A 22,670-nucleotide genomic window follows, 5' to 3' on the forward strand; every position below is an offset into this window, starting at 1 on the left:
CAGCCCCGCCAGTAGCACCGAATAACAATAATGTGGGAGAGGACTATGAATGTATTCACGGCCAGCGTCTTGCTGAGCCTGGGCCTGGGGCTGTTCGCCGCAACCGCCGGGGCTGCCGATGACGGCCCGACACCGCAGACGGTGTATTCACAGACCTCGAACAAGGCCTCCCACAGCCTGCTGATCGACATCGCCAAGGCCGGGCCGCGCCTGGTGGCGGTGGGCGAACGCGGGCATATCCTCTTCTCCGACGACCAGGGCCAGAGCTGGACCCAGGCCCGCGTCCCCAGCCGCCAACTGCTCACTGCCGTGTACTTCGCCGATGCCAAGCACGGCTGGGCAGTGGGCCATGATGCGCAGATCCTCGCCAGTAGCGACGGCGGCGCCACCTGGAGCAAACAGTTCGAAGACCCGTCCCGCGAATCCCCGCTGCTGGATGTCTGGTTCCAGGACACCCGGCACGGGCTGGCCGTGGGGGCCTATGGCAGCCTGTTCGAAACCACCGACGGCGGCGCGCACTGGCAGGACGTCGCAGAGCGCCTCGACAACCCCGATCAGTACCACCTCAATGGCATCGCTGCCGTGAAGGACGCGGGCCTGTTCATCGTGGGCGAGCAGGGCAGCATGTTCCGCTCCCGCGATGCCGGGCAGACCTGGGAACACCTCGACGGCCCCTACGAGGGCTCGCTGTTCGGAGCCATCGGTACCGCCCGCGCCGATACCCTGCTGGTCTACGGCCTGCGCGGCAACCTGTACCGCTCCAGCGATTTCGGCAGCACCTGGCAGGCCATCGCGCTCCAGGGCGAGCGCGGTGCGCTCGAATTCGGCCTGGCAAGCGCTACGCTACTCGAAGACGGCAGCCTGGTGCTGGTGGGCAACGGCGGCAGCGTGTTGCGCAGCACCGATGACGGCCAGAGCTTCAGCGTGTTCAACCGGCCCGACCGTATCGCCCTTTCGGGCGTGAGCGGCCAGGCCGATGGGCAGCTGATCCTGGTCGGCCAGGGCGGGGCACGCCTGGCTACCGCCACCGGCGCCGCGAGGGCGCAACCATGAGCAGTCAGGAGTCGTTCAACATGCAGCACAACCAGGACAAGGCGAGCCTGCTCGAGCGCCTGATATTCAACAACCGCCCGGCGGTGATCGGCATCTGTGTGCTGGTGAGCCTGTTCCTGTTCTGGCAGGCCATGCTGATTCGCCCGTCCACCAGCTTCGAGAAGATGATTCCGCTGGAGCATCCGTTCATCCAGAACATGATCGAGCACCGCAACGACCTGGCCAACCTGGGCAACACCGTGCGGATCTCGGTGGAGGCCAAGGACGGTGACATCTTCAGCAAGGCGTACATGGAGACCCTGCGCCAGATCCACGACGAGGTGTTCTACATTCCTGGCGTCGATCGTTCGGCGCTCAAGTCGCTGTGGAGCCCCAGCGTGCGCTGGACCGAGGTGACCGAGGAGGGCTTCGCCGGTGGCGAGGTGATCCCGCAGACCTACGACGGTTCGCCCGACAGCCTGGAGCAACTGCGCAACAACGTGCTCAAGTCCGGTCAGGTCGGCCGGCTGGTGGCCAACAACTTCAAGTCGAGCATCGTCGATGTGCCGCTGCTCGAATCCTACCCCGACCCCAACGACCCGGGGCGCCAGATCAAGCTCGACTACCAGGCGTTCTCGCACCAGCTCGAAGACCTGATCCGCAACAAGTTCGAGGCGCAGAACCCCAACGTCAAGATCCACATCGTGGGGTTTGCCAAGAAGGTCGGCGACCTGATCGACGGCCTGATGATGGTGGTGATGTTCTTCGGCATCGCCCTGGTGATCACCTGGGTGCTGCTGTACTGGTTCACCTGGTGCATCCGCAGCACCATTGCCGTGCTCATCACCACCCTGGTGGCGGTGGTGTGGCAACTGGGGCTGATGCACGCGGTGGGCTTCGGGCTCGACCCGTATTCGATGCTGGTGCCGTTCCTGATCTTCGCCATCGGCATCTCCCACGGGGTGCAGAAGATCAACGGCATCGCCTTGCAGTCCAGCGAGGCCGAGAACGCGCTGACTGCGGCGCGGCGTACCTTCCGCCAGCTGTTCCTGCCGGGCATGATCGCCATCCTGGCCGATGCGGTGGGCTTCATCACCTTGCTGATCATCGACATCGGGGTCATCCGTGAACTGGCCATCGGTGCCTCGATCGGCGTGGCGGTGATCGTGTTCACCAACCTGATCCTGCTGCCGGTGGCGATCTCCTATGTGGGCATCAGCAAGAAAGCCATCGAACGCAGCAAGAAGGATGCGACCCGCGAGCATCCGTTCTGGCGCCTGCTGTCCAGCTTCGCCAGCCCCAAGGTGGCGCCGGTGTCGGTGCTGCTGGCGCTGGCGATGTTCGGTGGCGGCCTGTGGTACAGCCAGAACCTGAAGATCGGCGACCTCGACCAGGGTGCGCCGGAGCTGCGTCCGGATTCGCGCTACAACAAGGACAACGCCTTCATCATCGACAACTACTCCACCAGCTCCGACGTGCTGGTGGTGATGGTCAAGACCCCGACCGAAGGCTGCTCGGTGTACAAGACCATGGCGCCGGTCGACGAGCTGATGTGGAAGATGGAGAACACCCCCGGGGTGCAGTCGGCGATCTCGCTGGTGACCGTGTCCAAGCAGATGATCAAGGGCATGAACGAGGGCAACCTGAAATGGGAGAGCCTGTCGCGCAACCCGGACATCCTCAACACCTCGGTGTCGCGTGCCGAGGGCCTGTACAACGCCGACTGTTCGCTGGCGCCGGTGCTGGTGTTCCTCAACGACCACAAGGCCGAGACCCTCGACCGCGTGGTGGATGCGGTCAAGGCGTTCGCTGCCGAGCATGACCAGGAGGGCCTGGAGTTCCTGCTGGCGGCGGGCAACGCGGGGATCGAGGCCGCCACCAACGAGGTGATCCGGTCGGCCGAGCTGACCATCCTGATCCTGGTGTACCTGTGCGTGGCGGTGATGTGCATGATCACCTTCCGTTCGTTTGCTGCCACCCTGTGCATCGTGCTGCCGCTGGTGCTGACCTCGGTGCTGGGCAACGCGCTGATGGCGTTCATGGGCATCGGCGTCAAGGTCGCGACCTTGCCGGTGGTGGCGCTGGGCGTGGGCATCGGCGTGGACTACGGGATCTACATCTACAGCCGCCTGGAGAGCTTCCTGCGCGCCGGCCTGCCGTTGCAGGAGGCCTACTACCAGACGCTGCGCTCCACCGGCAAGGCGGTGCTGTTCACCGGGTTGTGCCTGGCGATCGGGGTGTGCACCTGGATCTTCTCGGCCATCAAGTTCCAGGCCGACATGGGCCTGATGCTGACCTTCATGCTGCTGTGGAACATGTTCGGCGCGCTGTGGCTGTTGCCGGCGCTGGCACGCTTCCTGATCAAGCCGGAGAAGATGGCGGGCACCCAGAGCAAGTCGATTTTCGCGCACTGACACACTGCGTCGTTTTCATCGCGGGTCAAGCCCGCTCCCACAATGGCTACCGCGGTCCTTGTGGGAGCGGGCTTGACCCGCGATGCTTTTAAGGTTGGGGTATCATGCGTGTTTAATCAGGGATACCCCCCCATGACCACCCTTGCCCAAGCCCTTGAATCCTGCGACATGCTGTTGATCGATGGCCTGCACGCATTCGACTTCACCTTCGACGATACGGGCCTGCGCATCGAATTGATGGACGGCCGTGCGTTGAAGAAATGGCAGTTCAGCCCCGAGCAGATCGGCAACGCGACGCTTGCCGGCGAGCACTGGCAGCTCAGCGACGACACGGGCGAGCATCAACTAGTCTGCATGAGTGCCTTGCGCGCTTCTGAAGAGGACGACGATGAAACGCCAGCTGATGTCCCTGCTGACCGCTAGTGCCATGGCGCTGACGCTCAACGCCCACGGCCATGAACTGCTGGTGGGCACCCATGACGGGATCTACCGCTACCGCTTCGACAGCCAGCGCGGCCAGCTCGACCCCACGCCCCTGCAAGTGCTCAGAAGCAGCAACCCGTCCTGGCTGACGCTGTCGCCGGACCGGCGCAACGTGTTCGCGGTGAACGAGAACGGTGACGGCCAGGGCCAGGTCAGCAGCTTTGCCCGGGCGCATGACAGCGGTGAACTGAGCCTGTCGAGCCAGGTGTCCAGCGACGGTGACGAACCGACCCACTCGAGCCTGAGCCTGGATGGGCGTTATCTGTTCGTGGCCAACTACGGCGTCAAGCCTGAGCCGGGCGGCAGCCTCAGCGTGTTGCCGGTCGCTGCCGATGGCCGTTTGTCGGCGTCGGTGCAGCAGGTGCGCCATGTGGCCAGCGGGGTGAACCCCGAACGCCAGGCCGGGCCGCATGTGCATTCGGTGGTGCCGTCCCCGGACGGGCGATACCTGTTTGCCAGCGACCTTGGCGCCGACCAGGTGATCGGCTACCGCTACCAGCCCCAGACTCCGACCCGGCCACTGGGCGCGGCAACCCCGGTCGTCCTGCCGCCGGGCAGCGGGCCGCGTCACCTGGCGTTCGGTCCAAACGGCAAGCATGCCTACCTGACCCTGGAGATGAGTGCACAGCTGGTGGTGTTCGACTACCACGACGGCACGCTGAGCCAGCGCCAGATCCTGCCGTTGACCGAACAGGCCGATGCCGCGGCCAAGGCGGCCAGCGCGGTGCATGTGTCCGCCGACGGGCGCTTCGTGTACGTGAGCAACCGCGGCACCCGCAACGAACTGATCGTGTTCGCCATCGACCGTCAGGATGGCAGCCTGCGCCAGGTGCAGCGCCGTTCGGTGGAGGGTGATCACCCGCGCGAGTTCACCCTGGACCCGACCGGGGGCTACGTGCTGGTCGGCAACCAGCAGAGCAACCAGATCGTGGTGATCCGGCGCGATGCGCAGACCGGCCTGCTGGGCGAGGTGGTGCAGACGCTGGCACTGCAATCGCCTTCGGACCTCAAGTTCGTCGACTGAACTATCAATCGCCTTGATATTCGCTACTGGCGCAATGAATTTTTCAGTGCGCCGGCAGCGGCGTAGGTTTGAACCACGGCCCAACCGGCCACTTCAACCTGACGCTTTCGAGGGCATTGCCATGAACTTCAATCTTTTTTCGGTTATCGCGGCTTCGGCCATTTCTGCCTCCGTGGTGCTGCCTGCCGGCGCCCAGGTCGAGATCCGCGAGAAAAAATCCTCCACCCCGAGCTACACCCAGAAGTACCTGCAGCAAAGCGCGAATTTCTATGCGGCGCTGGATCACAAGGTCCAGCACTGATCGTTTCCGGTGCTGACCTTGTAGCGTCAGTACCGGCCCCTTCGCTGGTCAGCGTGCCATGATCGCCTTGAACAGCGCCGACTCCAGCCACCCCTGCAGCCACACGCGCAAGCGCGGGTAGGGCGCTGTGGCAAACCAGTCCGGCTCGACCCCGGCAAACTGGCGAACGAATGGCATCAGCGCCACGTCCGCAATGCTCGGGTGCGCCGCCACCAGGTAGGCCTGCCGCTCGAGGCGCTGTTCCAGGTCCAGCAGTACCGCCTCGGCCAGCGCACGATACGTCTCGCGCGACTGCTCCGGGTAACGCTCGGCATACTTGTAGTGATTGAGCTGCTGCTTGAACAGCGTGTCATTGCGCTCGATCAGTTGCGTGGCCTGCTGCGCTGCGTTCGGGTCGTCCCGCAGCGCCCAGTTTTGCGGATCATGCCGGGCCAGCGCCCAGTGCATGATCTGCAGGCTTTCCTCCAGTACCTCACCGTCCACGCTCAACACCGGCACCGTGCCCTTGGGCGACAGCGCCAGCATGTCGGCCGGCTTGGCTTTCAGGCTCACTTCGCAGATCTGCACCGGGCAACCGGCGTAGCGCAAGGCCATGCGCGCACGCATCGCGTAGGGGCAGCGGCGGAACGAATACAGGATCATCCGCTGACCTCCACCGTGCTCAACCCATTGCCCTGGCGCCGCACCTGGATCTGCACCGGGATCCGCTCATGCATTTCCTGCACGTGGGAGATCACCGCCACCTTGCGGCCCTGGGCCTGCAGGCCGTCCAGCGCGTCCATGGCCAGTTGCAGCGACTCCGGGTCGAGGCTGCCGAAGCCTTCGTCGATGAACAGCGACTCGATGCGCAAGGTGCTCGAGGCCATCGAGGCCAGGCCCAGCGCCAGTGCCAGCGACACCAGGAAGGTCTCGCCGCCGGACAGCGAGTGCACCGAACGCAGTTCGTCGCCCATCTCGGTATCCAGTACCAGCAGCCCCAGCGCGCTGCCGCCACGCTTGAGCCGGTAGCGCCGCGCCAGCTGGCGCAACTGGGCGTTGGCGTGGTGCACCAACAGATCGAGGTTGTAGCCCTGGGCGATCTTGCGGAACACGTCGCCGGTGGCCGAGCCGATCAGCGCGTTCAGGCGTGCCCAGCGCTGCCATTGGGCATAGGCCTGGGCGATGCGCTCGGCCAGGGCCTGGTTGGCCAGTTGCCGGCGCTGGTCGTCGGCCTGCTCGGCGCGCAGTTCGGCGCACTGCTGTTCGCTGATCACCAGGTGTTGCTGCAGCTCGCTCAGCGCCTGCTCCAACTGCTCGGCGGGTACCTCGCCGCTGGCCTGGGCCTGATGCTGCTGCAGGCGCTGTTCGCGCTCTGCGACGAGCACGCCGGCCTGCTCGATGGCCTTTTCTGCCTGTTGCAGGCGCTGGCGCAGTTGACTGACCTGCTCGTCATCCACCGCCAGCAGTTGGTCCAGCCCGGCATCGTCGAGTTCCGGGTGACCCTGGCGCCATTGCCCGATGGCGTGGTCGAGCTGCTGGCTTTCCTGCTCCAGGGCGCCCAGACGCTGTTCGTCTGCCTTGAGTTCGGCAGCCCGCTCGATGGCCTGGGCCTGGGCCTGCTGCAACTGCTGGCCGGTCGTTGCCTGCGCGCTGCGCGCTGCCTCCACCTGCTGTTCCAGGTGCTGCTGCCAGTGCTCGGCACCGGCATGCTCGCCAATCAGCGCGGTCAGGGCGTCGCGGGCCTGTTGCTGCTGGGTGCGCAGTGCATCGACCTGTTGCTGCACGGCCTGATGGCTGAGTTCGAGCGCCTGTTGCTGCACCTGGGTCTTTTCAAGCTGCTGCTGACGCTCGGCGTGCTCCTGCTGCTCGTCCTTTTGCCGGCCCAGCAGCTCCAGGCGCTGGGCCAGTTGCTGGTCCAGTTGCAGGAAGGTCGCGGCGGGCTCCTGGCGCAAGGCGTCGAGAATGTCGCCTGGCAGCAGCGTGGCAAAGCCGGCCAGCGCCTGCTCCAGGTGTTCGTCGTCGGCCTGCAGCGCATGCTGTTGCTGGCTGAGGTGCTGCGCGGCCTGCTGGTTCGCCTCGACGCTCGCCTGCACCTGCTGCTGCACACGGGCGGCGTCTTTCTGCAGGGTCAGCAGGGTAGCGAGGCGTTGCTCGTCGCGGGCGATGTCGTCGTTCAGGCGGCGTAGCTGATGCTCCAGCCAGGCCGAGCGCTCGCCCACATCCTGTGCCGAGAGTTGCGCATACAGCGCGTGCGCCTCCAGGCCAGGAGCCAGTGCCTGCTGCTGGACGGCCAGTTGTTCCTGCTGGTGCAGGTACTCCTTGATCTGGCCATTCACGCCGCCCAGGGTGCTGCGCAGTTCGTCGAGCTTGAGCTTGAGCGCCTCCACCGCCTGCAGGGCGCCGGCCTCTTCAGTCTGGTCGTGCCGGCCGAGGCTTTGCAGCAGGGCTTCGGGCTGGTGATAGGGGTGCTCCTGGCTGCCACACACCGGGCAGGGCTGGTCGTCCTGCAACTGCGCGCGCAGTTCCTCGACGCTGGCGCTGCGGGCCAGGCGCTGACGTTCGAGCACCTGGCGGGTGACCTGCAGGGCCTGTTCGGCGGCGGTCAGCTCGGTCTTGCCCTGCAGGCCTTCGGCGATCAGGCCTTCACGCTGTTGCTGGGCTGCCTGCTGGCGCTCGCGCAGGGCCTGGGCGCGTTGCGTCAGCTCCTGCTGGCTGGCCCACAGGCGGGACAGCTCTTCGACGGCGCGCTGCTGCTTGCGGTTGTCCTGCAGCAGGGTGCCGAGCAGGTCGATCTGTTCGGCCAGCGCCTCGGGCTCGGCGCCGGCCTCGTGGTAGAGCAGGGCCAGGCTTTCACGGTGTGCCTGCAACTGGCGTGCGCACTCATCGGCGCGCTGCTGCAGGCCGGGCAGCTCCTCGCGGCCCTGGCTGAGGCGGTTGCCGACCAGCATCAGTTGCTGCAACTGGGCGCGGTAGGCGTTCCAGGCATCACCGATGCTGGCCAGGTGAGCGCTCTGGCTCAACTGCTCGTCGACCTGGGCCAGGCGCTGGTGGGTGAGCTGCTGGCGCTCGATCAGCGCCTGGATCTGCTGCTGGCCTTGGCGACTGGCTTGTTCGGCGTGCTGGCATTGAACGTTGCGCTGGTCAAGCTCCTGCTCCAGGCGCGCCAGCGTCTGCTGCTCGGCGAAGGCCTGGCGCAGCAGCGGCGCGCACTCGGTCTGCCGGGCCAGGGCCGTGGCCAGGTGCTCACCGGCGGCTTGCTGCGCCTGTTCAAGCTGCTGCAGGCGTTGCTGCAACGCGGCCTGCTGCTGGCGTTGCTGCTGGATGCTCGCTGCCAGTGGGCTGAGCTGGCTGGCCAGCTCCCGCTGGCGGGCGAACTGATGGCGCTGCGGGGCGAGTTGTTCGAGGCGGCTCAGGTTCAGGCGTTCGCCCTGCAACTGCGTCCACTGTTGCTGCGCGCTGTGCAACTGCTCGCTGGCGGCGGCCTGCTGGTCCTGCAACTGCTTGAGTTCGGCGAACCAGCTGCGCTGCTGTTCGAGCAGGCGCAGGCGGGCCTGTTCGGCCTTGAGCTGGCGCTGCGCCTCGGCGAGGCGCTGGTCGAGCTCGGCGCGTGCCTCCTCGGCCATCGGCATCACGCCCTGGGCCTGGTCGGTGAGCGCCTTGTGCGCCTCTTCGGCCTCCTTGCTCTTGCTGTAGGCGCGCCGGCCCAGCTGGCTGTAGATGGCGGTGTTGGTGAGCTTTTCGAGCAGTTCGCTGCGTTCCTTGTCGTCGGCCTTGAGGAACGCGCTGAATTCGCTCTGCGCCAGCATCACGGCGCGGGTGAACTGTTCGAAGTTCAGGCCCAGGCGGGCCTCGATCATCTGCTCGTATTCGCGCTTGCTCTGGTTGCTCAGCAACTGGTTGCTGTCCAGGTCGTGCAGGCTCTGGCGGCTGCCCTGCAACTTGCCGGTGGGTTTGTCACGGGCGCGGTTGGCTTCCCAGCGCGCGCGGTAATGGCGCCCGTCGATGCCGACGAAGTCGACTTCGGCAAAGCCGCTGCCGGTGCCGCGGCGCAGCAGGGTGCGCGGGTCGCTGGTGAGTATTTCGCTGTCGATCTCGGGCAGCTTGGTCTCGCGGCCGATGTTGTTCAGCCGCGGCACCGCGCCGAACAGCGCCAGGCACAAGGCGTCGAGCAGGGTGCTCTTGCCGGCCCCGGTCGGCCCGGTGATGGCGAACAGGCCGGCGCTGGCCAGCGGCTCGCAGGTGAAGTCGATCTCGAACGGGCCGGCCAGGGAGGCGAGGTTCTTCAGGCGAATGGCAAGAATCTTCATGGCTGTTCCTCCTCCTGCTGCACGTCCTGCAACAGCAGGGCGAAGTCGGCCAGGGTCTGTTCGTCGACGCTGGTGCCGTAGGCCTGTTCCCAGGCACGGCTGAACAGGTCGTGGGGGCTGAGCTGGCCCAGCTCGATCAGGCGGGTGTCATCCTCGCCGTCGCTGGCGCCGGTGCCGGCGTATTCGGCGGCGATGCGTACCAGGCGCACGGCCTTGCCTTGCAGGCAGGCTTCGAGCTGCTGGCGCAGGTCGGGCTGCGGTTCGTCCAGGCGCACCCGCACCTCCAGCCAGGGCTGGCGTTGCGGGTCGTCGAGCAGGTCGACCTGGGGCAGTTGCCCGAGTTGTTCGAGAATCTCCACCAGCGGCGCCGGGCCCAGGCGTTGCAGGGGCACGGCACGCGGTATCAGGCGCGGTTCGACACTGGTCAGGGTGGCGCCGTCGAGTTCGACTTCGAGGATCTGGTGCTGATAGCCGATTTCGGAGAACGACAGCGGAATCGGCGAGCCGCTGTAGCGGATGCGGTCTTCGCGGTTGACCTTCTGCGGCTTGTGCAGGTGGCCCAGGGCAACGTAGCTGATCTGGCTGCCGAACAGGCTGGCGGGCAGGGCCTCGGCATTGCCGATGATCAGGCTGCGCTCGGAGTCTTCTGATACCGAGCCGCCGGCCATGTGTGCGTGGCTTACGGCGATCAGCGCCTGGCCAGGCTTGCGTTGCTTGAGGGCGGCCTCGATCAGCCATTCGTGCACCTGGCCGATGCCGCGCAGGTAGTCGTCACCCAGGTGCGCACCGGTGACTTCGGCCGGGCGCAGGAAGGGCAGGGCCAGGCACCAGGCGGTCACCTTGCCCTTGGCGTTGGTCAGCGGCACCAGCAGGCGCTCGCTGTCGAGCTGGCCGTCGTCGAGCCAGTGCACGCGACCCAGGGCGTAGGTCCTGAGACGGCGCATCAGCGGTGCGGGCAATTCGATGCGCGAGCCGGAGTCGTGGTTGCCGGCGATCATCACGACGTTCAGCCTGGGCTGCTGTTCGTGGGCCTGGACGATGAAGTCGTAGAGGCGCTCCTGGGCTTTGACCGGCGGATTGACGGTGTCGAAGATGTCGCCGGCGATCAGCAGCGCGTCAGGCTGGCGCAGCTTGAGCTGGCCGAGCAGCCAGTCGAGAAAGCAGGCATGTTCGAAGTCGCGCTCCTGGCCATGCAGGGTTTGCCCCAGGTGCCAGTCGGAGGTGTGAAACAGACGCATTGGAAGTCCCGTGAAGGTCGAGCCGGTAGCCGGCTATGGTAACGCGGGTGGCAGGTTTTGGGGGCTGCGATAGCCCCTGCGCAGGCGCCGCGTTATTTGGGATAGAGCGGCGGCAGGCTGCCGTTCTCGGCGGCGCTCGGCTGCGCCTGCTCGGCTGCGGGAATGGTGCCGATCGCCCGCCACAGTTCATCGCCCTGCCAGTATTGCCCGCTCTCGCTGTAGAGCGCGCCGTTGAGCCCGTCCAGCGCATCCGACAGCGGCACGAAGCGCGCCGCCATCTCGGCCAGGGTCTCGGGCTGCTGGCGGGCCCAGGCATCCAGCGCCTGGCGGGTGGCCTGCGGGTCGTTGGCCTGGCAGGCACGCTTGAGGTCGTCGAGCAGGGTGCGCGGGCTCGGCCCGCTCTGCGCCGCACGCAATACCGCCGGCTGCGAGCGTGCGCGCCACCACAGGGCGAAGCCGAGCAGGGTGGTCAGGGCCAGCAGCAGCGTGCTCAGTTGCCACGGCCATAGCGGCCGGTTCTCGAGGTTGACGACGCTGGCCGGGGTGTCTGCCGTGAGGGCGGGGTTGTCTTCGATCTTCAACCCGCGCGCCGGCAGGCTGGTGCGCTCCACGTGCTGTTCGCGGGTGTTCCACCACACCACCTCGAGGCTCGGCAGTTCCAGTGCGCCACTGTGGGTCGGCACCAGCGCCTCGCGTTCCTCGCGCAGGCCTACCAGCCCGCGTTCGCTGACCTCTTCGCGCAGTTGCGGCTGATCCGGGTAACGGCGCAGGCCGTTGACTTCGGTGGCGGGCAGCGGTGGCAGTTGCGCACTGGACAGCCCGTCGGCGCTGAGGATCACGCTGCGCGTCAGCGAGTCGCCGATCTGGGTCGGGGTCTGCGCAGGGTCCGGGCTCCAGCGTTCCTCAAGGCTCAGGCTGCGTGCCGGCAGCCACGGCTGGTCGGCGGGGTACTCGGCCGGTATCGGCAGCACCTGCAAGGGCAGCGGCGTGGAACTGACCCGTACCTGCTTGCCACGTGCCGCGCCGCTGTCGCCCTGGGCCGGCTCGTCGGCGCTGGTGGCGCTGAAGGTCAGGGCGGGTATGCTCAGTGCGCCGCTTTGCTGGGGGAAGATCGCGTAGCGCATCTCGATCACGCCAAAGCGCACGCCGTTGATCAGTTTTTCATAGGTGCGCGACTCGCCCAGCGGTTCGACCCGGGCATTGGCGATCACCAGCGGGCTGAGGCTGCTGTCATCGTAAAGCGACACCGAGTGGTAGATGCGCAGGGTCAGTACGGCCTGGGCCTGCACGTACACGCTGTCTGCGTCCAGGCTGGCATCGATGCTCACCGGCGCCTGGCTGATGTCGCTGGCCGCCTCGGCCGGCAGTACCTGCAACGTCACCGGCTGGCTCTGCGCCTCGCCCAGGTGCAGCACCGGCACCTGGACCGTGCCGCTCTGGCGCGGGCGCAGGGTGATGATCCAGCGGGTATTGGCCTGGGTCTGGCCGTCGAGGCTCTTGAGGCTGTTGACCTGGCGCGTGTCGCGCACTTCGAAGTCGGCCTGCAGCGGGGTCAGGTCGGGCTTGCCGAACTGGGTCACGTCTTCGATTTCCAGGGTCAGCTCCAGGGTTTCGCCCGCGATCAGGCGGCTGCGGTCGACGCTGGCGAGCAGCGTCGCCGCCTGCACCTGCAGGGCGAACAAGAAGCTGAAAACCAGGGCGCAGACGCGGATCATTTGGGGCTTTCCTGATGCAGTTGCTGTTCGTACCAGAACTTGCGGCGCAACAGCTCGGACGGGTTGTCCGGGATCTGGCGCAGCCATTGTTCCAGGGCCTGGCGCTGCTCGGCATCCAGGCTGCTGTCGACGGGGCGCTGCGGTGGCCGGGTGGTGTCTTCGTCCGGCGGCTCGCTGGCGTTGTGCGCGTGCTCTGGCGCGGTGGCGGTGTCTTCGCCGGCGCCGGCCTTGGCATCGCCCTGGCTGCTGTCGCTGCTGTTCGATTGCTGGCCGTTGCTGGCCGAATCGGTCGGCAGGTCGGGCCGGCCCTGAGGCGGGTCTTCGGTGGCCGGCGATTGCTGGGGCTGTTCGGGCTGGCGGCGCAGCATTTGCTCTACCAGGTCCTTGTTGGCCTGGGCCGCTTCCAGCTCGGGCTCCAGCTCCAGGGCCTGCTCCCAGGCATCCACGGCCGCCTCCAGTTCGCCGCTGCGGGCCAGGGCATTGCCGCGATTGTAATGGGCGCTGGCGCTGCTGGCCCGTGCGAATTCACGGGCGGCGCCAGCATAGTCGCCAGCCTGGTACAGCGCCATGCCTTTCCATTGCGGGTCTTCGAAGTGGCGGGCGGCCTCGGCCGGACGCTGCTGTTCGAGCAGGCGCTGGCCCTGCTGGTCGGGACGCAGCCACAGGTCGTTGAAGGTGAAGGCGTAGCTCGGTTGCGGCAGCAGGCCGAGCAGCAGCGGCAGGCAGAACAGCCAGCCACGCCGGCCAGCGCAGGCGGCCAGCAGCAGTAGCGGGATCAGCAGCCAGTAGCCCTGGTCGGCCCAGCTGTCCAGTTGCAGGGTCTGGCCGTCGGCGCGCAGCGCCTGGGGATTGTCGAACAGGCCCAGGCCGCGCAGGTCGAGGTCGTCGATGCGCGCCTTGCGGTAACGCCCGCCGGTACTGTTGATGAAGGCCTTGAGCTCGGCGCTGTCCAGGCGCGGAACCAGGATTGCCCCGTCCGCGTCCTTGAGGTATTCGCCGTTGGTCTGCCTGACCGGCGCGCCTTCGGGGGTGCCCACGCCCAGCATCAGCAGCTTGGGACCATGACGCCCCAGTGCCTGGGTGATGCCCTGACGTTCCTGCGGGCTGAGCGAGGAGCCGATCAGCAGCAGGCGCCCTTGGCCCAGCGCGCCCTGGGCCAGCAGTGCCAGCGCCTTGCGTACCGCCAGGTCGGCGCGCTGACCAGGTTGCGGCATGATGGCGGGGTCCAGGGCGTCGAGCAGGTTGCGGCTGGTGGCCAGGTCGTCGGACAGCGGCACCAGGGTGTGTGCGCTGCCGGCATACACGATGATCGCGGTCTGGCTGTCGCGGCGGTGTTCGAGCAGGTCGAGCAGCTTGCGTCTGGCCTGCTGCAGGCGGTTGGGCGGGGTGTCGTCGGCGAGCATCTGCGGGGTCAGTTCGAGCATGACCACCAGCGGGTCGGCGGCGCGCTGGCGGGTCTCTTCCAGGCGCTCCCAGCTGGGGCCGACCAGGGCCAGCACGGCCAGCAGCCAGGCCAGGCCCAGGGCGATCCACGGCAGCTTGCTGTCGCGGCCATTGCCGCCGCCCAGCAGCACGGCATGGAACGCCGCGGGCAGGATCATCTGCCAGCGTCCGGCGCGCTTTTGTCGGTGCCACAGCTTCCACAGCAGCCAGCCGAGCAGCGGCAGCAGCAACAGCCAGGCCGGGCGCAACCATTGGGGCCAGAGCTCGATCATCGACGCCTCCGCAGGCGCAGGCGCTTGAGGCGCTCGCGCCATTCGGGGTGCGGCTGCAGAAAGTGCGGCCGGCGCAGCAGGCGTTGCAGCAGGTTGTCGGGCCAGCGATCGCGCACCACCAGCAGTACGCTCAGGCCCAGCGCCAGGGCCAGCGGCCAGCTGTACAGGGCATGCGCGGTACGCGCCTGGGTCGGTTGCTGGGCTACCGGCTCGAGGCGGTCGAGGGTCTGGCCGATGGCGTTGAGTTCGTTGCCGTCGCGGGCGCGGAAGTAGGCGCCGTGGGTGACCTCGGCGATCTCCCTGAGCGAGGCTTCGTCCAGGTCCAGGCTCGGGTTGAGCCCGAGCATGCCGGCGGTGCCGGTTTCGTCCGGGTCGGTGCCGATGCCGATGGTGTAGATCCTGATGCTTTCCTGGGCGGCCAGGCGCGCGGCGGTCAGCGGATGGATCTGCCCGCCGTTGTTGGCGCCATCGGTCAGCAGAATCAGCACGCGGCTTTGCGCAGGGCGCATGCGCAGGCGCTTGACCGCCAGGCCGATGGCATCGCCAATGGCGGTGTTCTTGCCGGCGATACCGATCTGCGCCTCGTCGAGAAAGCTGCGCACGGTGCGTCGGTCGAACGTCAGCGGGGCCTGCAGGTAGGCCTGGCTGCCGAACAGGATGAGCCCCACGCGGTCGCCTTCACGCGCTTGCAGAAAGTCGCCCATCAGTTGCTTGACCAGGGTCAGGCGGCTGACGTCCTCGTCGTCCCAGCGCATGTCGGGGAAGTCCATCGAGCCGGATACATCCACCGCCACCAGCAGGTCGCGCCCACTGGCGGCCACCGGCAGCGGCTCGCCCAGCCATTGTGGGCGCGCGGCGGCGCACAGCAACAGCAGCCACACCAGCACGAACGGCGCCTGCTGGCGCCAGGTCGGCAGGTTGAGCCGCGCGCGACGCCCGGCCAGGCCTTCGAGTTCGTCCAGAAAGCTCACCTTGAGCACCGGTTCGCCGCTGTCGGCGGCCGGCAGCAGCAGACGGGCCAGCCACGGCAGCGGCAACAGCGCGAAGACCCACGGCCAGGCCAGTTCAAACATGTTTGCGAATCCAGGTGTCGACCGCCTGGTTGAGCCCGGCGATGGCCTTGTCGTCAAGCCGGCACTCGGGCTTGTAGGCGCCTTCCACCAGTACCATCCAGCGGGTCAGGCCGGCGGCCGGGCAGCGGTTGTCGAGAAACGCCAACCACTTGCGCCCGTTGAGGGTGTGACTGTGGCTGTCGGGGTAGTGGTTGCGGCACAGGCGTTTGAGCAGGGCGTTGATCTGCTGCAGCCAGGCACCGGCCGGTGCGCCGTCGTAGGGCTTGGGCAGCGCCGCCAGCTCTGCCAGGGCGGCGATGCGGATCGGTTCCAGCGGTTGTTCGGCGCGTGGCAGCGGAGCCTTGCGCGGGCGCCAGTGACGCAGCCGCCACAGGCCCCAGGCGAGCACGGGCAGCAATGCCAGCAGCACCCACCAGCCCGGCGCGGGCGGCCACGCGCCGATGGGGGCGGGGGCGATCAGCGGTTGCAGTGCGTCCAGTGGGTTCATCGGCTTTTACCCGAGCGTTGCGGGTCGAGGTATTCGCGCAGTTGCTCGATCATTTCGCTCTGGGTGCTCAAGGGCATCAGCACCACGCGCAGTTTCTGGGCCAGCAGTTCCCAGCGTTCGATGCGTGTCTCGCTCTGCTGGCGATAGCTCTTGCGCAGGTTGGCATCCAGGGTATCGAGCTCCAGCTGTGCGCCGCGCTGGGCAAAGCGCAACAAGCCGGCGGCGGGCAGGGCGTGGTCGAGTGGGTCGGACACCGGCAGCAGAAGCAGGTCGCAGTGTCGCGCCAGCAGGCTCATCTGTTGCTCCACCCCGGGGGTGAGCGCGCGTTCGTCGCAGATCACGATGGCCAGGCTGCCCGGGCGCAGCACTTCGCGGGCGCGGCGCAGGGCGATGTTGAGGTTGTCGCCCTGGGGCTGGGCCTCGGTGTGCAGCGACTGGTTGACCCGCGCCAGGCGGTTGAGCAGTTGCAGCAGGCTCTGCTTGCTGCGCCGTGGCTTGATTTCATAGTGCTCGTTGTCGCCGAACACCAGGCCGCCGATGCGGTCGTTGTGGCCCAGCGCGGCCCAGCCGATCAGGGCGGCGGCCTGGGCGGCAAGTACCGACTTGAACATCAGCCCGGAGCCGAAGAACAGGCGTCGGCTCTGTTCGACCAAAATGAAGATGGGCCGCTCGCGCTCTTCGTGGAACAGCTTGGTGTGGGGCTCCTGGGTGCGGGCAGTGACTCGCCAGTCGATGTTGCGCACATCGTCGCCGGCCTGGTAAACGCGCACCTGGTCGAAGTCCACGCCGCGCCCGCGCAGGCGCGAGTGATGCAGGCCCACCAGCGGGCTGCGTTGCCCAGGGGCGGAGAACAGCTGCACCTCGCGCACGCGATGACGCATCTCGATCAGCTCGGAAAGGCCGATGCGGATGCCGGGCTCGGCCTGCGCTGAAAGAGGCATGGCTTCAGGCCACGGCGACGACGTCGAGGATGCGCTGGATCACCCGGTCCTGGTCGATACCGGCCGCTTCGGCCTCGAACGAAAGAATGATGCGGTGGCGCAGCACGTCGAACAGCACCGCCTGGATGTCTTCGGGGCTCACGAAGTCGCGTCCGGCCAGCCAGGCGTGGGCGCGTGCGCAGCGGTCCAGGGCAATGGAGCCGCGCGGGCTGGCGCCGTAGGCGATCCAGTCGCCGAGTTCGGCGTCGTACTTGGCACCGGTGCGGGTGGCCATCACCAGTTGCACCAGGTACTCCTCCACTGCGTCGGCCATGTACAGGCCGAGGATCTCCTTGCGTGCGGCGAAGATCGCCTGCTGGCTGACCCGGCGTTCGGGCTTGGTTTCGCCGTTGAGCGCCTCGCCGCGCGCCTGCTGCAGGATGCGCCGCTCCACGGCGGCATCGGGAAAGCCGATTTTCACGTGCATCAGGAAACGGTCGAGCTGGGCTTCGGGCAGCGGGTAGGTGCCTTCCTGCTCGATGGGGTTCTGCGTGGCCATCACCAGGAACAGGGGCGACAGCTCGTAGGTGCTGCGCCCCACGCTGACCTGGCGCTCGGCCATGGCCTCGAGCAGGGCCGACTGGACCTTGGCCGGGGCGCGGTTGATTTCGTCGGCCAGCACCAGGTTGTGGAAGATCGGACCCTGCTGGAACACGAAGCTGCCGGTTTCAGGGCGATAGATTTCGGTGCCGGTGATGTCGGCGGGCAGCAGGTCGGGGGTGAACTGGATGCGGTGGAACTGCGCCTCGACGCCTTCGGCGAGTTCCTTGATGGCCTTGGTCTTGGCCAGGCCCGGCGCACCTTCCACCAGCATATGACCATCGGCGAGCAGCACGATGAGCAGGCGCTCGACCAGTTTTTCCTGGCCAAGAATCTGGGTGGAGAGAAAGGTGCGCAGCGCGATGAGCGCTTCACGATGTTCCATCGGGACGGTTCCTGGGCGTGCGCCCGGGGGGGAGGGCAACAACGCCCGGGCAGGGGCTGATACTTTAATCCATCCGGGGGTGTGGCGACTAATGGTGGGTGGGTAAATTTGAGCGCAGATCACAAATCATCGGTGCCGCCATTGCGGGTCAAGCCCGCTCCCACAAGGTCGGCGCTGTTCTTGTGGGAGCGGGCTTGACCCGCGATGATTAGCCAGGCGAGTCAGTTCTTGAAGCTGGAGTGCTTGCGCCCCTGGTCACACAGGGCGAACACCACCACGAACACTGCGGCAATCGCCAGGATCGCCACCACGCCGTCGGTCGAATGGGTCGGCGAGCTGGCCACCAGTGCCAGGCCGCCCAGTGGCGCCAGGCCACCGGCCACCGCGGTGCCGATCTCGCGCCCGGTGCCAAAGCCCGATGAGCGCGTGGCCGTGGGGAACTGGCGGCTGAGGAACGAACCCTGCGGGGCGAACATCATCGGCGCCAGCAGGCCGGTACCAATGGCGATGGCGATGTAGATCATCAGCGGCTCGGCGGTGTTGAGCAGGGCCATGAACGGGTACGCGAACAGTACCGAGAACAGACCGCCCATGATCAGCACGGCCTTGCTGCTCCATTTGTCGCACAACCAGCCGAAGCATGGCACCGCCACGATCGCCACCAGGCTGGCAATGGTCACCGACAGCGAGGTCACGTGGGCCTCCACACCCTTGAACTGGGTCAGGTAGGCCAGCGAGAAGGTCTTGAAGATATAGCTCAGGGCGTTGTAGCCGATGGCCACGAAGAACACCACGGCCAGGCCCTTGAGGTCGTTCTTGAACAGCGCCTTGAGCGGCGACACCTTGGCTTTTTTCGGCGCCTGCTCGAGTTCGGCGAACTGCGGGGTTTCCGGAATGCTGCGGCGTACCCAGAAGCCCACGCCCACCAGCACGATGCTGCAGATGAACGGGATGCGCCAGCCGCCCGAGAGCAGGAAGTCGTTGCCGTTCATGGTCAGCAGGTACACGGTCAGCGACGACAGCAGCAGGCCCAGGTTGAGCCCCAGCGCAGGCCAGGCACCCTGACTGCCGCGCTTGCCTTCGCTGGCATGTTCGTAGCTGGTCACGGCCGCGGCGGACAGCTCGGCGCCCGCGCCCAGGCCCTGGATGATGCGCACCAGCACCAGGATGATCGGCGCCCAGATGCCAATGCTGGCGTAGCTGGGGATCAGGCCGATCAGGGTGGTGCACAGGCCCATCATGCAGAAGGTCACCACCAGTACCTGCTTGCGCCCGAAACGGTCGCCCAGGTAGCCGAACAGCACGCCGCCGAACGGGCGGGCGATAAAGCCGATGGCAAAGGTGGAGAAGGCCAGCAGCGAGGCAACCTGAGGGTTGCTGGCGTCGAAGAAGATCTTCGAGAACACGATGGCCGCCATGGTGGCGTACAGGTAGAAGTCGTACCACTCCAGCATCGAGCCGAAGATGGTGGCCGCCGCGACCTTGCGCAGGCGCTTCCTGTTCTGTTCCGGGGTTTCGGTTGCGGTGGTGACCGCTTCATGTACCGACATCGAGAGATTCCTTGTTGGTCTTTGTAGTTATTTTCAAGCGGGCGGCGGGCGCCCGTGCAGCAATGCGGATCAGCGTGGTGTGAGCAGGCGGTCGGCGATCATTTCGCCGATCGGGATGGCCGAGGTGGCTGCCGGCGACGGTGCGTTGCACACGTGGACCATGCGCGGGGTCTCGGCGAACAGGAAGTCGTGCACCAGGGTGCCGTCACGCACCACTGCCTGGGCGCGGATGCCCGCCTCGTAGGGCAGCAGGTCGTCGACCTCGAGCGAAGGGCAGTATTTGCGGCACTGTTCCAGGTAGCCGCGCTTGAACAGGGAGTTCTTCATCTCGGTGGTGCCCGAACCGAGGTTGTTCCACAGGGTTTTCCAGAAGCCGGGGAAGCTGGCGTACTGCGCCACGTCGCGCCAGTTGATCGAGAACTTGCCGTAGTTCTCGCGGCCCAGGCCCAGCACCGCATTCGGCCCGACAGTGACGCTGCCGTCGATCATGCGGGTGAGGTGCACGCCCAGAAACGGCAGCTCCGGGTCGGGGATCGGGTAGATCAGGTGATTGACGATCTGGTTCTTGGTGGCTGGCAGGCGGAAGTATTCGCCGCGAAACGGGATGATCTGGTGGTCGATCCTGACCCCGGCCAGCGCCGCCAGGCGGTCCGACTGCAGGCCGGCGCAGGCGACCAGTTGCCTGGCGCGCCATACGCGGTCTTCGCTGCTGATGGTGACGCTGTCGCCGCTTTCGGCGATCGCCGCCACGCGGGTGTCCAGGCAGATCTCGCCGCCGGCGGCCTGGATGACCTTGGCCATGGCCTGGCACACCTGCTTGTAGTCGACGATGCCGGTGGCATCGAGGAACAGCCCGCCCAGGCCGACGATGTTCGGCTCACGACGGCGCAGTTCGGCGGCATCCAGGCGCTCGACCTTCAGCCCGTTCTGTTGCGAGCGCTCGTACAGCGCCTGCATGCGTTGCACCTCGAGCGGGTTGGACGCCACCAGCAGCTTGCCGCACACCTCGTACTTGATGGCGTGGGTGTCGCAGAAGTCCTTGGTGGCCTGGGCGCCGCGCTTGCACAGGTCGGCCTTGAGGCTGCCGGGTGCGTAGTAGATGCCGGCGTGGATGACCCCGCTGTTATGGCCGGTCTGGTGCCGGGCCAGTGTGGTTTCCTTCTCCAGGATGACCAGCGAGGCGCCAGGCTGGCGCTTGAGCAGCGCCATGGCGGTGGCGAGGCCGACGATGCCGCCGCCGATGATGCAGTAGTCGTAAATCATGCAGGGGTCACCTTGGTATTCTTATCTGGTTATCAGGTTGTCAGACTAAGTAGTGCGAAGAAAAAGGCGCTGACCCGCAGCGCCCGTCACGTGATGTTCATTCCATGGCTGGCAGGTCCAGCTTCAGGCGCTTGGCCGAGGCCCGCAGGTGCGCTTCGGCGCAGGCCGCGGCGCGGTGGCGGTCACCGTCGGCAATCGCCTGGTACAGCGCCTGGTGTTCGCGATTGGCGTCGGCCGAGCCGCCCACCGAATGCGCCGCCGAGTTCTCCCACGCGGTCTTGCGCGCGGCAGCCAGCTGGCCGCGCAGAAAGTCATGGAAGGCGACAAAATAGTCGTTCTTGCTGGCTTCGGCAATTGCGCGGTGAAACTCCACGTCGGCAGCCGCGGCCACGTCAAACTGGCTGCGCTTGTCGATCATTTCCTGCAGGGCCTTGGCCATGCGCGCCAGGTCTGCCTGGTCGCGGCGCTGGGCGGCAATCGAAGCGGCCTGGGTTTCGATCCACAGGCGCACTTCGAACATCTGCACCAGGTCGGCACTGCGCCCGTTGTTGCTGGGGAAGCGGAACACCGTGCCGGTCGGGTTCTGCGAAATGTACGAGCCCAGCCCGCGCCGGGCGATCAGTACGCCATCGGCCTTGAGCTGGGAGATCGCCTCGCGCACCACCGAGCGGCTGACATTCAGCTGTTCGGCCAGTTGCTGCTCGGTGGGCAGGCGTGCTTCGGCAGCCAGGCGCCCCGAGTCGATCTCGTTGCGGATGGCGCTGACGACGCGTTCCACCAGGGTGTCGGGGCGTTGAAGCTCGAGCATGAAGGATAAAACCAGTAGGTCAGGTTGTCAGACAATGCCCGTGCAGTTGCATGTTGTCAAGAATGTGCCTGGGGTTGCAGGCGATAGAACGCCCGTGCGTTACCCCACAGCACGCGCTCGACACTGGCGCTGCCCAGCGTGTGGCGGATCAGCTGGATATCGGCCGGGTCGAACGGGCGCGGTGCGCGGGTGGAGGGCAGGTCGCTACCGAACATCAGGGCGTGGGGGTTGGCGGCATCGATGTCGCGCAGGGCTTTGGCCACGTCGAAATCGACCCGGCCAAAGCCGCAGGCCTTGATGCGCACACCTGCCTCGGCCAGTTGCAGCAGCGCCGGCAGGCCTTCGCGGCGAAGGCCCAGGTGGTCGATGCTCACTGCCGGCAAGCGGCGCAGCAGCGGGGTCAGCTCGCCCAGCTCGCGCGAATCGACGTACAGCTCGACGTGCCAGCCGGCCAGCTCGAACACGCGCAGGGCCATGGCTTCGAGCTGATCGGCCTGCGCCGAGCCGCCGCGCTTGAGGTTGAAGCGCAGCGCACGCACGCCGGCGGCATCCAGCGCGAGCAGCTCGGCATCGCTGATGCCGGCCGGCACCTGGGTCACCCCCACGTAGCCTGGGCCCAGCTGTTTCAAGGCGGCCAGCAGGTAGCCCTGGTCGAAGGCCTGGAACGAGCCCGACACCACCGCGCCGCCGCAGATGCCCAGCGGCGTGACGGCCGCCAGGTAGTCTTCGGTGGTGAAGGCCTCGGGCAGGTAGCCGTTGTTGGGCACCAGCGCGAAGCGCGGGTCGATGATGTGGCAGTGGGCGTCGAAGATCGGCTGGGGCATGGGGGCTCCTTGACGGGGTTACAGCTCGCTGACGTAGGTGCCGGTGCCCTTGAGGATGTTCTGCAGGGTCTGCTCGACTTCGGCGAGGTCGGTGCCGTCGCTGCTGAGGGTGATTTCCAGATGATCGGCGCCGTTGAACACGTCGGCGTCTCCCGGTGCCACTTCGATCAGCAGGCGCCTGGCACTGAGGGTGACCTTGATGCCGTCCAGTGTGCTCGGTTCGTCATCCAGGGTGATGTCCACCGTGTCTTCGTCCGGGTAGCGGGTCATGAGGAACATCTGGCCCTTGTCGCTGTGGCAGCACAGGGTGGCCATGTTGTCTTCTTCATCATCGCAGGGGGTGGCGAAGAGCAGGGGGGTGGTCAGTTGCATGGACGGCTCGGTGGTCAAGAAGTGAAACGCGAGTGTGCCAGTCTTCGGTCAATGGATAAATCGCCGCCTGCCGCTGATTGACCGAATATGTCGCAGCATCGCAAGCAGGGGTGACCGGCCAGTCGTTAAGCTGCCCTGTCGATGGACAACCCGACGACACCCAGCGTGTGGTTGGCTATG

Annotated in this window: 19 protein-coding genes; 5 read left to right on the plus strand and 14 right to left on the minus strand. The window is 66.7% G+C overall.

The genetic code is table 11. The annotated features are described in order from the left end of the window. The first annotated feature begins 45 nt into the window (after window positions 1–45). The 5 genes from NJH59_RS01945 (at window position 46) to NJH59_RS01965 (ending at window position 5,254) form a co-directional block, all read left to right on the plus strand. Window positions 46–1,053 carry a YCF48-related protein gene (locus NJH59_RS01945; RefSeq protein WP_229590342.1) on the plus strand — a complete coding sequence of 336 codons (1,008 nt, stop codon included), beginning with the start codon at window positions 46–48 and terminating at the stop codon, window positions 1,051–1,053. Beyond that, window positions 1,050–3,446: an RND family transporter gene (locus NJH59_RS01950; RefSeq protein WP_043864634.1), complete on the plus strand. Its 2,397-nt coding sequence runs from the start codon at window positions 1,050–1,052 to the stop codon at window positions 3,444–3,446. Before NJH59_RS01945 ends, NJH59_RS01950 begins: the two co-directional genes overlap by 4 nt. A 132-nt stretch (window positions 3,447–3,578) precedes the next feature. Beyond that, window positions 3,579–3,869 (plus strand): DUF5629 family protein, encoded by a 291-nt coding sequence (locus tag NJH59_RS01955; RefSeq protein ID WP_058541348.1) that lies wholly within the window; start codon window positions 3,579–3,581, stop codon window positions 3,867–3,869. Next, window positions 3,835–4,953 (plus strand): lactonase family protein, encoded by a 1,119-nt coding sequence (locus NJH59_RS01960; protein ID WP_100633147.1) that lies wholly within the window; start codon window positions 3,835–3,837, stop codon window positions 4,951–4,953. The genes NJH59_RS01955 and NJH59_RS01960 overlap by 35 nt, the downstream gene beginning before the upstream one ends. A 121-nt stretch (window positions 4,954–5,074) precedes the next feature. Next, complete coding sequence (locus NJH59_RS01965) at window positions 5,075–5,254, plus strand: hypothetical protein (protein WP_043864631.1); 180 nt, start codon at window positions 5,075–5,077, stop codon at window positions 5,252–5,254. A gap of 48 nt (window positions 5,255–5,302) precedes the next feature. Here NJH59_RS01965 and NJH59_RS01970 read toward each other — a convergent pair whose 3' ends face one another. The 14 genes from NJH59_RS01970 to NJH59_RS02035 all read right to left on the minus strand — a co-directional run bounded on the left by NJH59_RS01970 (window position 5,303) and on the right by NJH59_RS02035 (window position 22,490). Continuing rightward, on the minus strand, window positions 5,303–5,896 hold the full coding sequence (locus NJH59_RS01970; RefSeq protein ID WP_043864630.1) for a glutathione S-transferase: 594 nt from the start codon (window positions 5,894–5,896) through the stop codon (window positions 5,303–5,305). After that, on the minus strand, window positions 5,893–9,540 hold the full coding sequence (locus tag NJH59_RS01975) for an AAA family ATPase (protein WP_253086277.1): 3,648 nt from the start codon (window positions 9,538–9,540) through the stop codon (window positions 5,893–5,895). The genes NJH59_RS01970 and NJH59_RS01975 overlap by 4 nt, the downstream gene beginning before the upstream one ends. Beyond that, a complete protein-coding gene (locus NJH59_RS01980) occupies window positions 9,537–10,778 on the minus strand; it encodes an exonuclease SbcCD subunit D C-terminal domain-containing protein (RefSeq protein ID WP_054916216.1) in 1,242 nt (413 codons plus the stop codon). Before NJH59_RS01980 ends, NJH59_RS01975 begins: the two co-directional genes overlap by 4 nt. 92 nt (window positions 10,779–10,870) lie before the next feature. After that, the gene (locus NJH59_RS01985) at window positions 10,871–12,493 is read right to left on the minus strand and encodes a BatD family protein (protein WP_043864627.1); all 1,623 of its coding nucleotides are present in this window, start codon (window positions 12,491–12,493) and stop codon (window positions 10,871–10,873) included. After that, window positions 12,490–14,208: a tetratricopeptide repeat protein gene (locus tag NJH59_RS01990; protein WP_253086278.1), complete on the minus strand. Its 1,719-nt coding sequence runs from the start codon at window positions 14,206–14,208 to the stop codon at window positions 12,490–12,492. Before NJH59_RS01990 ends, NJH59_RS01985 begins: the two co-directional genes overlap by 4 nt. Further along, a complete protein-coding gene (locus NJH59_RS01995; RefSeq protein WP_253086279.1) occupies window positions 14,205–15,281 on the minus strand; it encodes a VWA domain-containing protein in 1,077 nt (358 codons plus the stop codon). Before NJH59_RS01995 ends, NJH59_RS01990 begins: the two co-directional genes overlap by 4 nt. After that, window positions 15,274–15,768 carry a DUF4381 domain-containing protein gene (locus NJH59_RS02000; RefSeq protein ID WP_043864624.1) on the minus strand — a complete coding sequence of 165 codons (495 nt, stop codon included), beginning with the start codon at window positions 15,766–15,768 and terminating at the stop codon, window positions 15,274–15,276. The genes NJH59_RS01995 and NJH59_RS02000 overlap by 8 nt, the downstream gene beginning before the upstream one ends. Beyond that, window positions 15,765–16,709: a DUF58 domain-containing protein gene (locus NJH59_RS02005; protein ID WP_253086280.1), complete on the minus strand. Its 945-nt coding sequence runs from the start codon at window positions 16,707–16,709 to the stop codon at window positions 15,765–15,767. The genes NJH59_RS02000 and NJH59_RS02005 overlap by 4 nt, the downstream gene beginning before the upstream one ends. 4 nt (window positions 16,710–16,713) lie before the next feature. Next, on the minus strand, window positions 16,714–17,673 hold the full coding sequence (locus NJH59_RS02010; protein ID WP_043864622.1) for a MoxR family ATPase: 960 nt from the start codon (window positions 17,671–17,673) through the stop codon (window positions 16,714–16,716). Window positions 17,674–17,894: 221 nt separating this feature from the next. Further along, on the minus strand, window positions 17,895–19,223 hold the full coding sequence (locus tag NJH59_RS02015) for an MFS transporter (RefSeq protein WP_043864621.1): 1,329 nt from the start codon (window positions 19,221–19,223) through the stop codon (window positions 17,895–17,897). 69 nt (window positions 19,224–19,292) lie between these two features. Beyond that, the gene (lhgO, locus tag NJH59_RS02020) at window positions 19,293–20,486 is read right to left on the minus strand and encodes an L-2-hydroxyglutarate oxidase (protein WP_253086281.1); all 1,194 of its coding nucleotides are present in this window, start codon (window positions 20,484–20,486) and stop codon (window positions 19,293–19,295) included. A gap of 97 nt (window positions 20,487–20,583) precedes the next feature. After that, entirely contained in the window at window positions 20,584–21,294 is a 711-nt protein-coding gene (locus NJH59_RS02025) for a FadR/GntR family transcriptional regulator (RefSeq protein WP_253086282.1), read from the minus strand. A 56-nt stretch (window positions 21,295–21,350) separates the two neighbouring features. Continuing rightward, window positions 21,351–22,118, minus strand: coding sequence for an amidohydrolase (locus NJH59_RS02030; RefSeq protein WP_253086283.1), 768 nt, complete (start codon window positions 22,116–22,118; stop codon window positions 21,351–21,353). A gap of 18 nt (window positions 22,119–22,136) precedes the next feature. Beyond that, window positions 22,137–22,490 (minus strand): hypothetical protein, encoded by a 354-nt coding sequence (locus NJH59_RS02035; protein ID WP_043864617.1) that lies wholly within the window; start codon window positions 22,488–22,490, stop codon window positions 22,137–22,139. Window positions 22,491–22,670: the final 180 nt, after the last annotated feature.

Origin of the sequence: Pseudomonas sp. VE 267-6A (genome assembly GCF_024126555.1) — a bacterium.
GTDB lineage: Bacteria > Pseudomonadota > Gammaproteobacteria > Pseudomonadales > Pseudomonadaceae > Aquipseudomonas > Aquipseudomonas palmensis.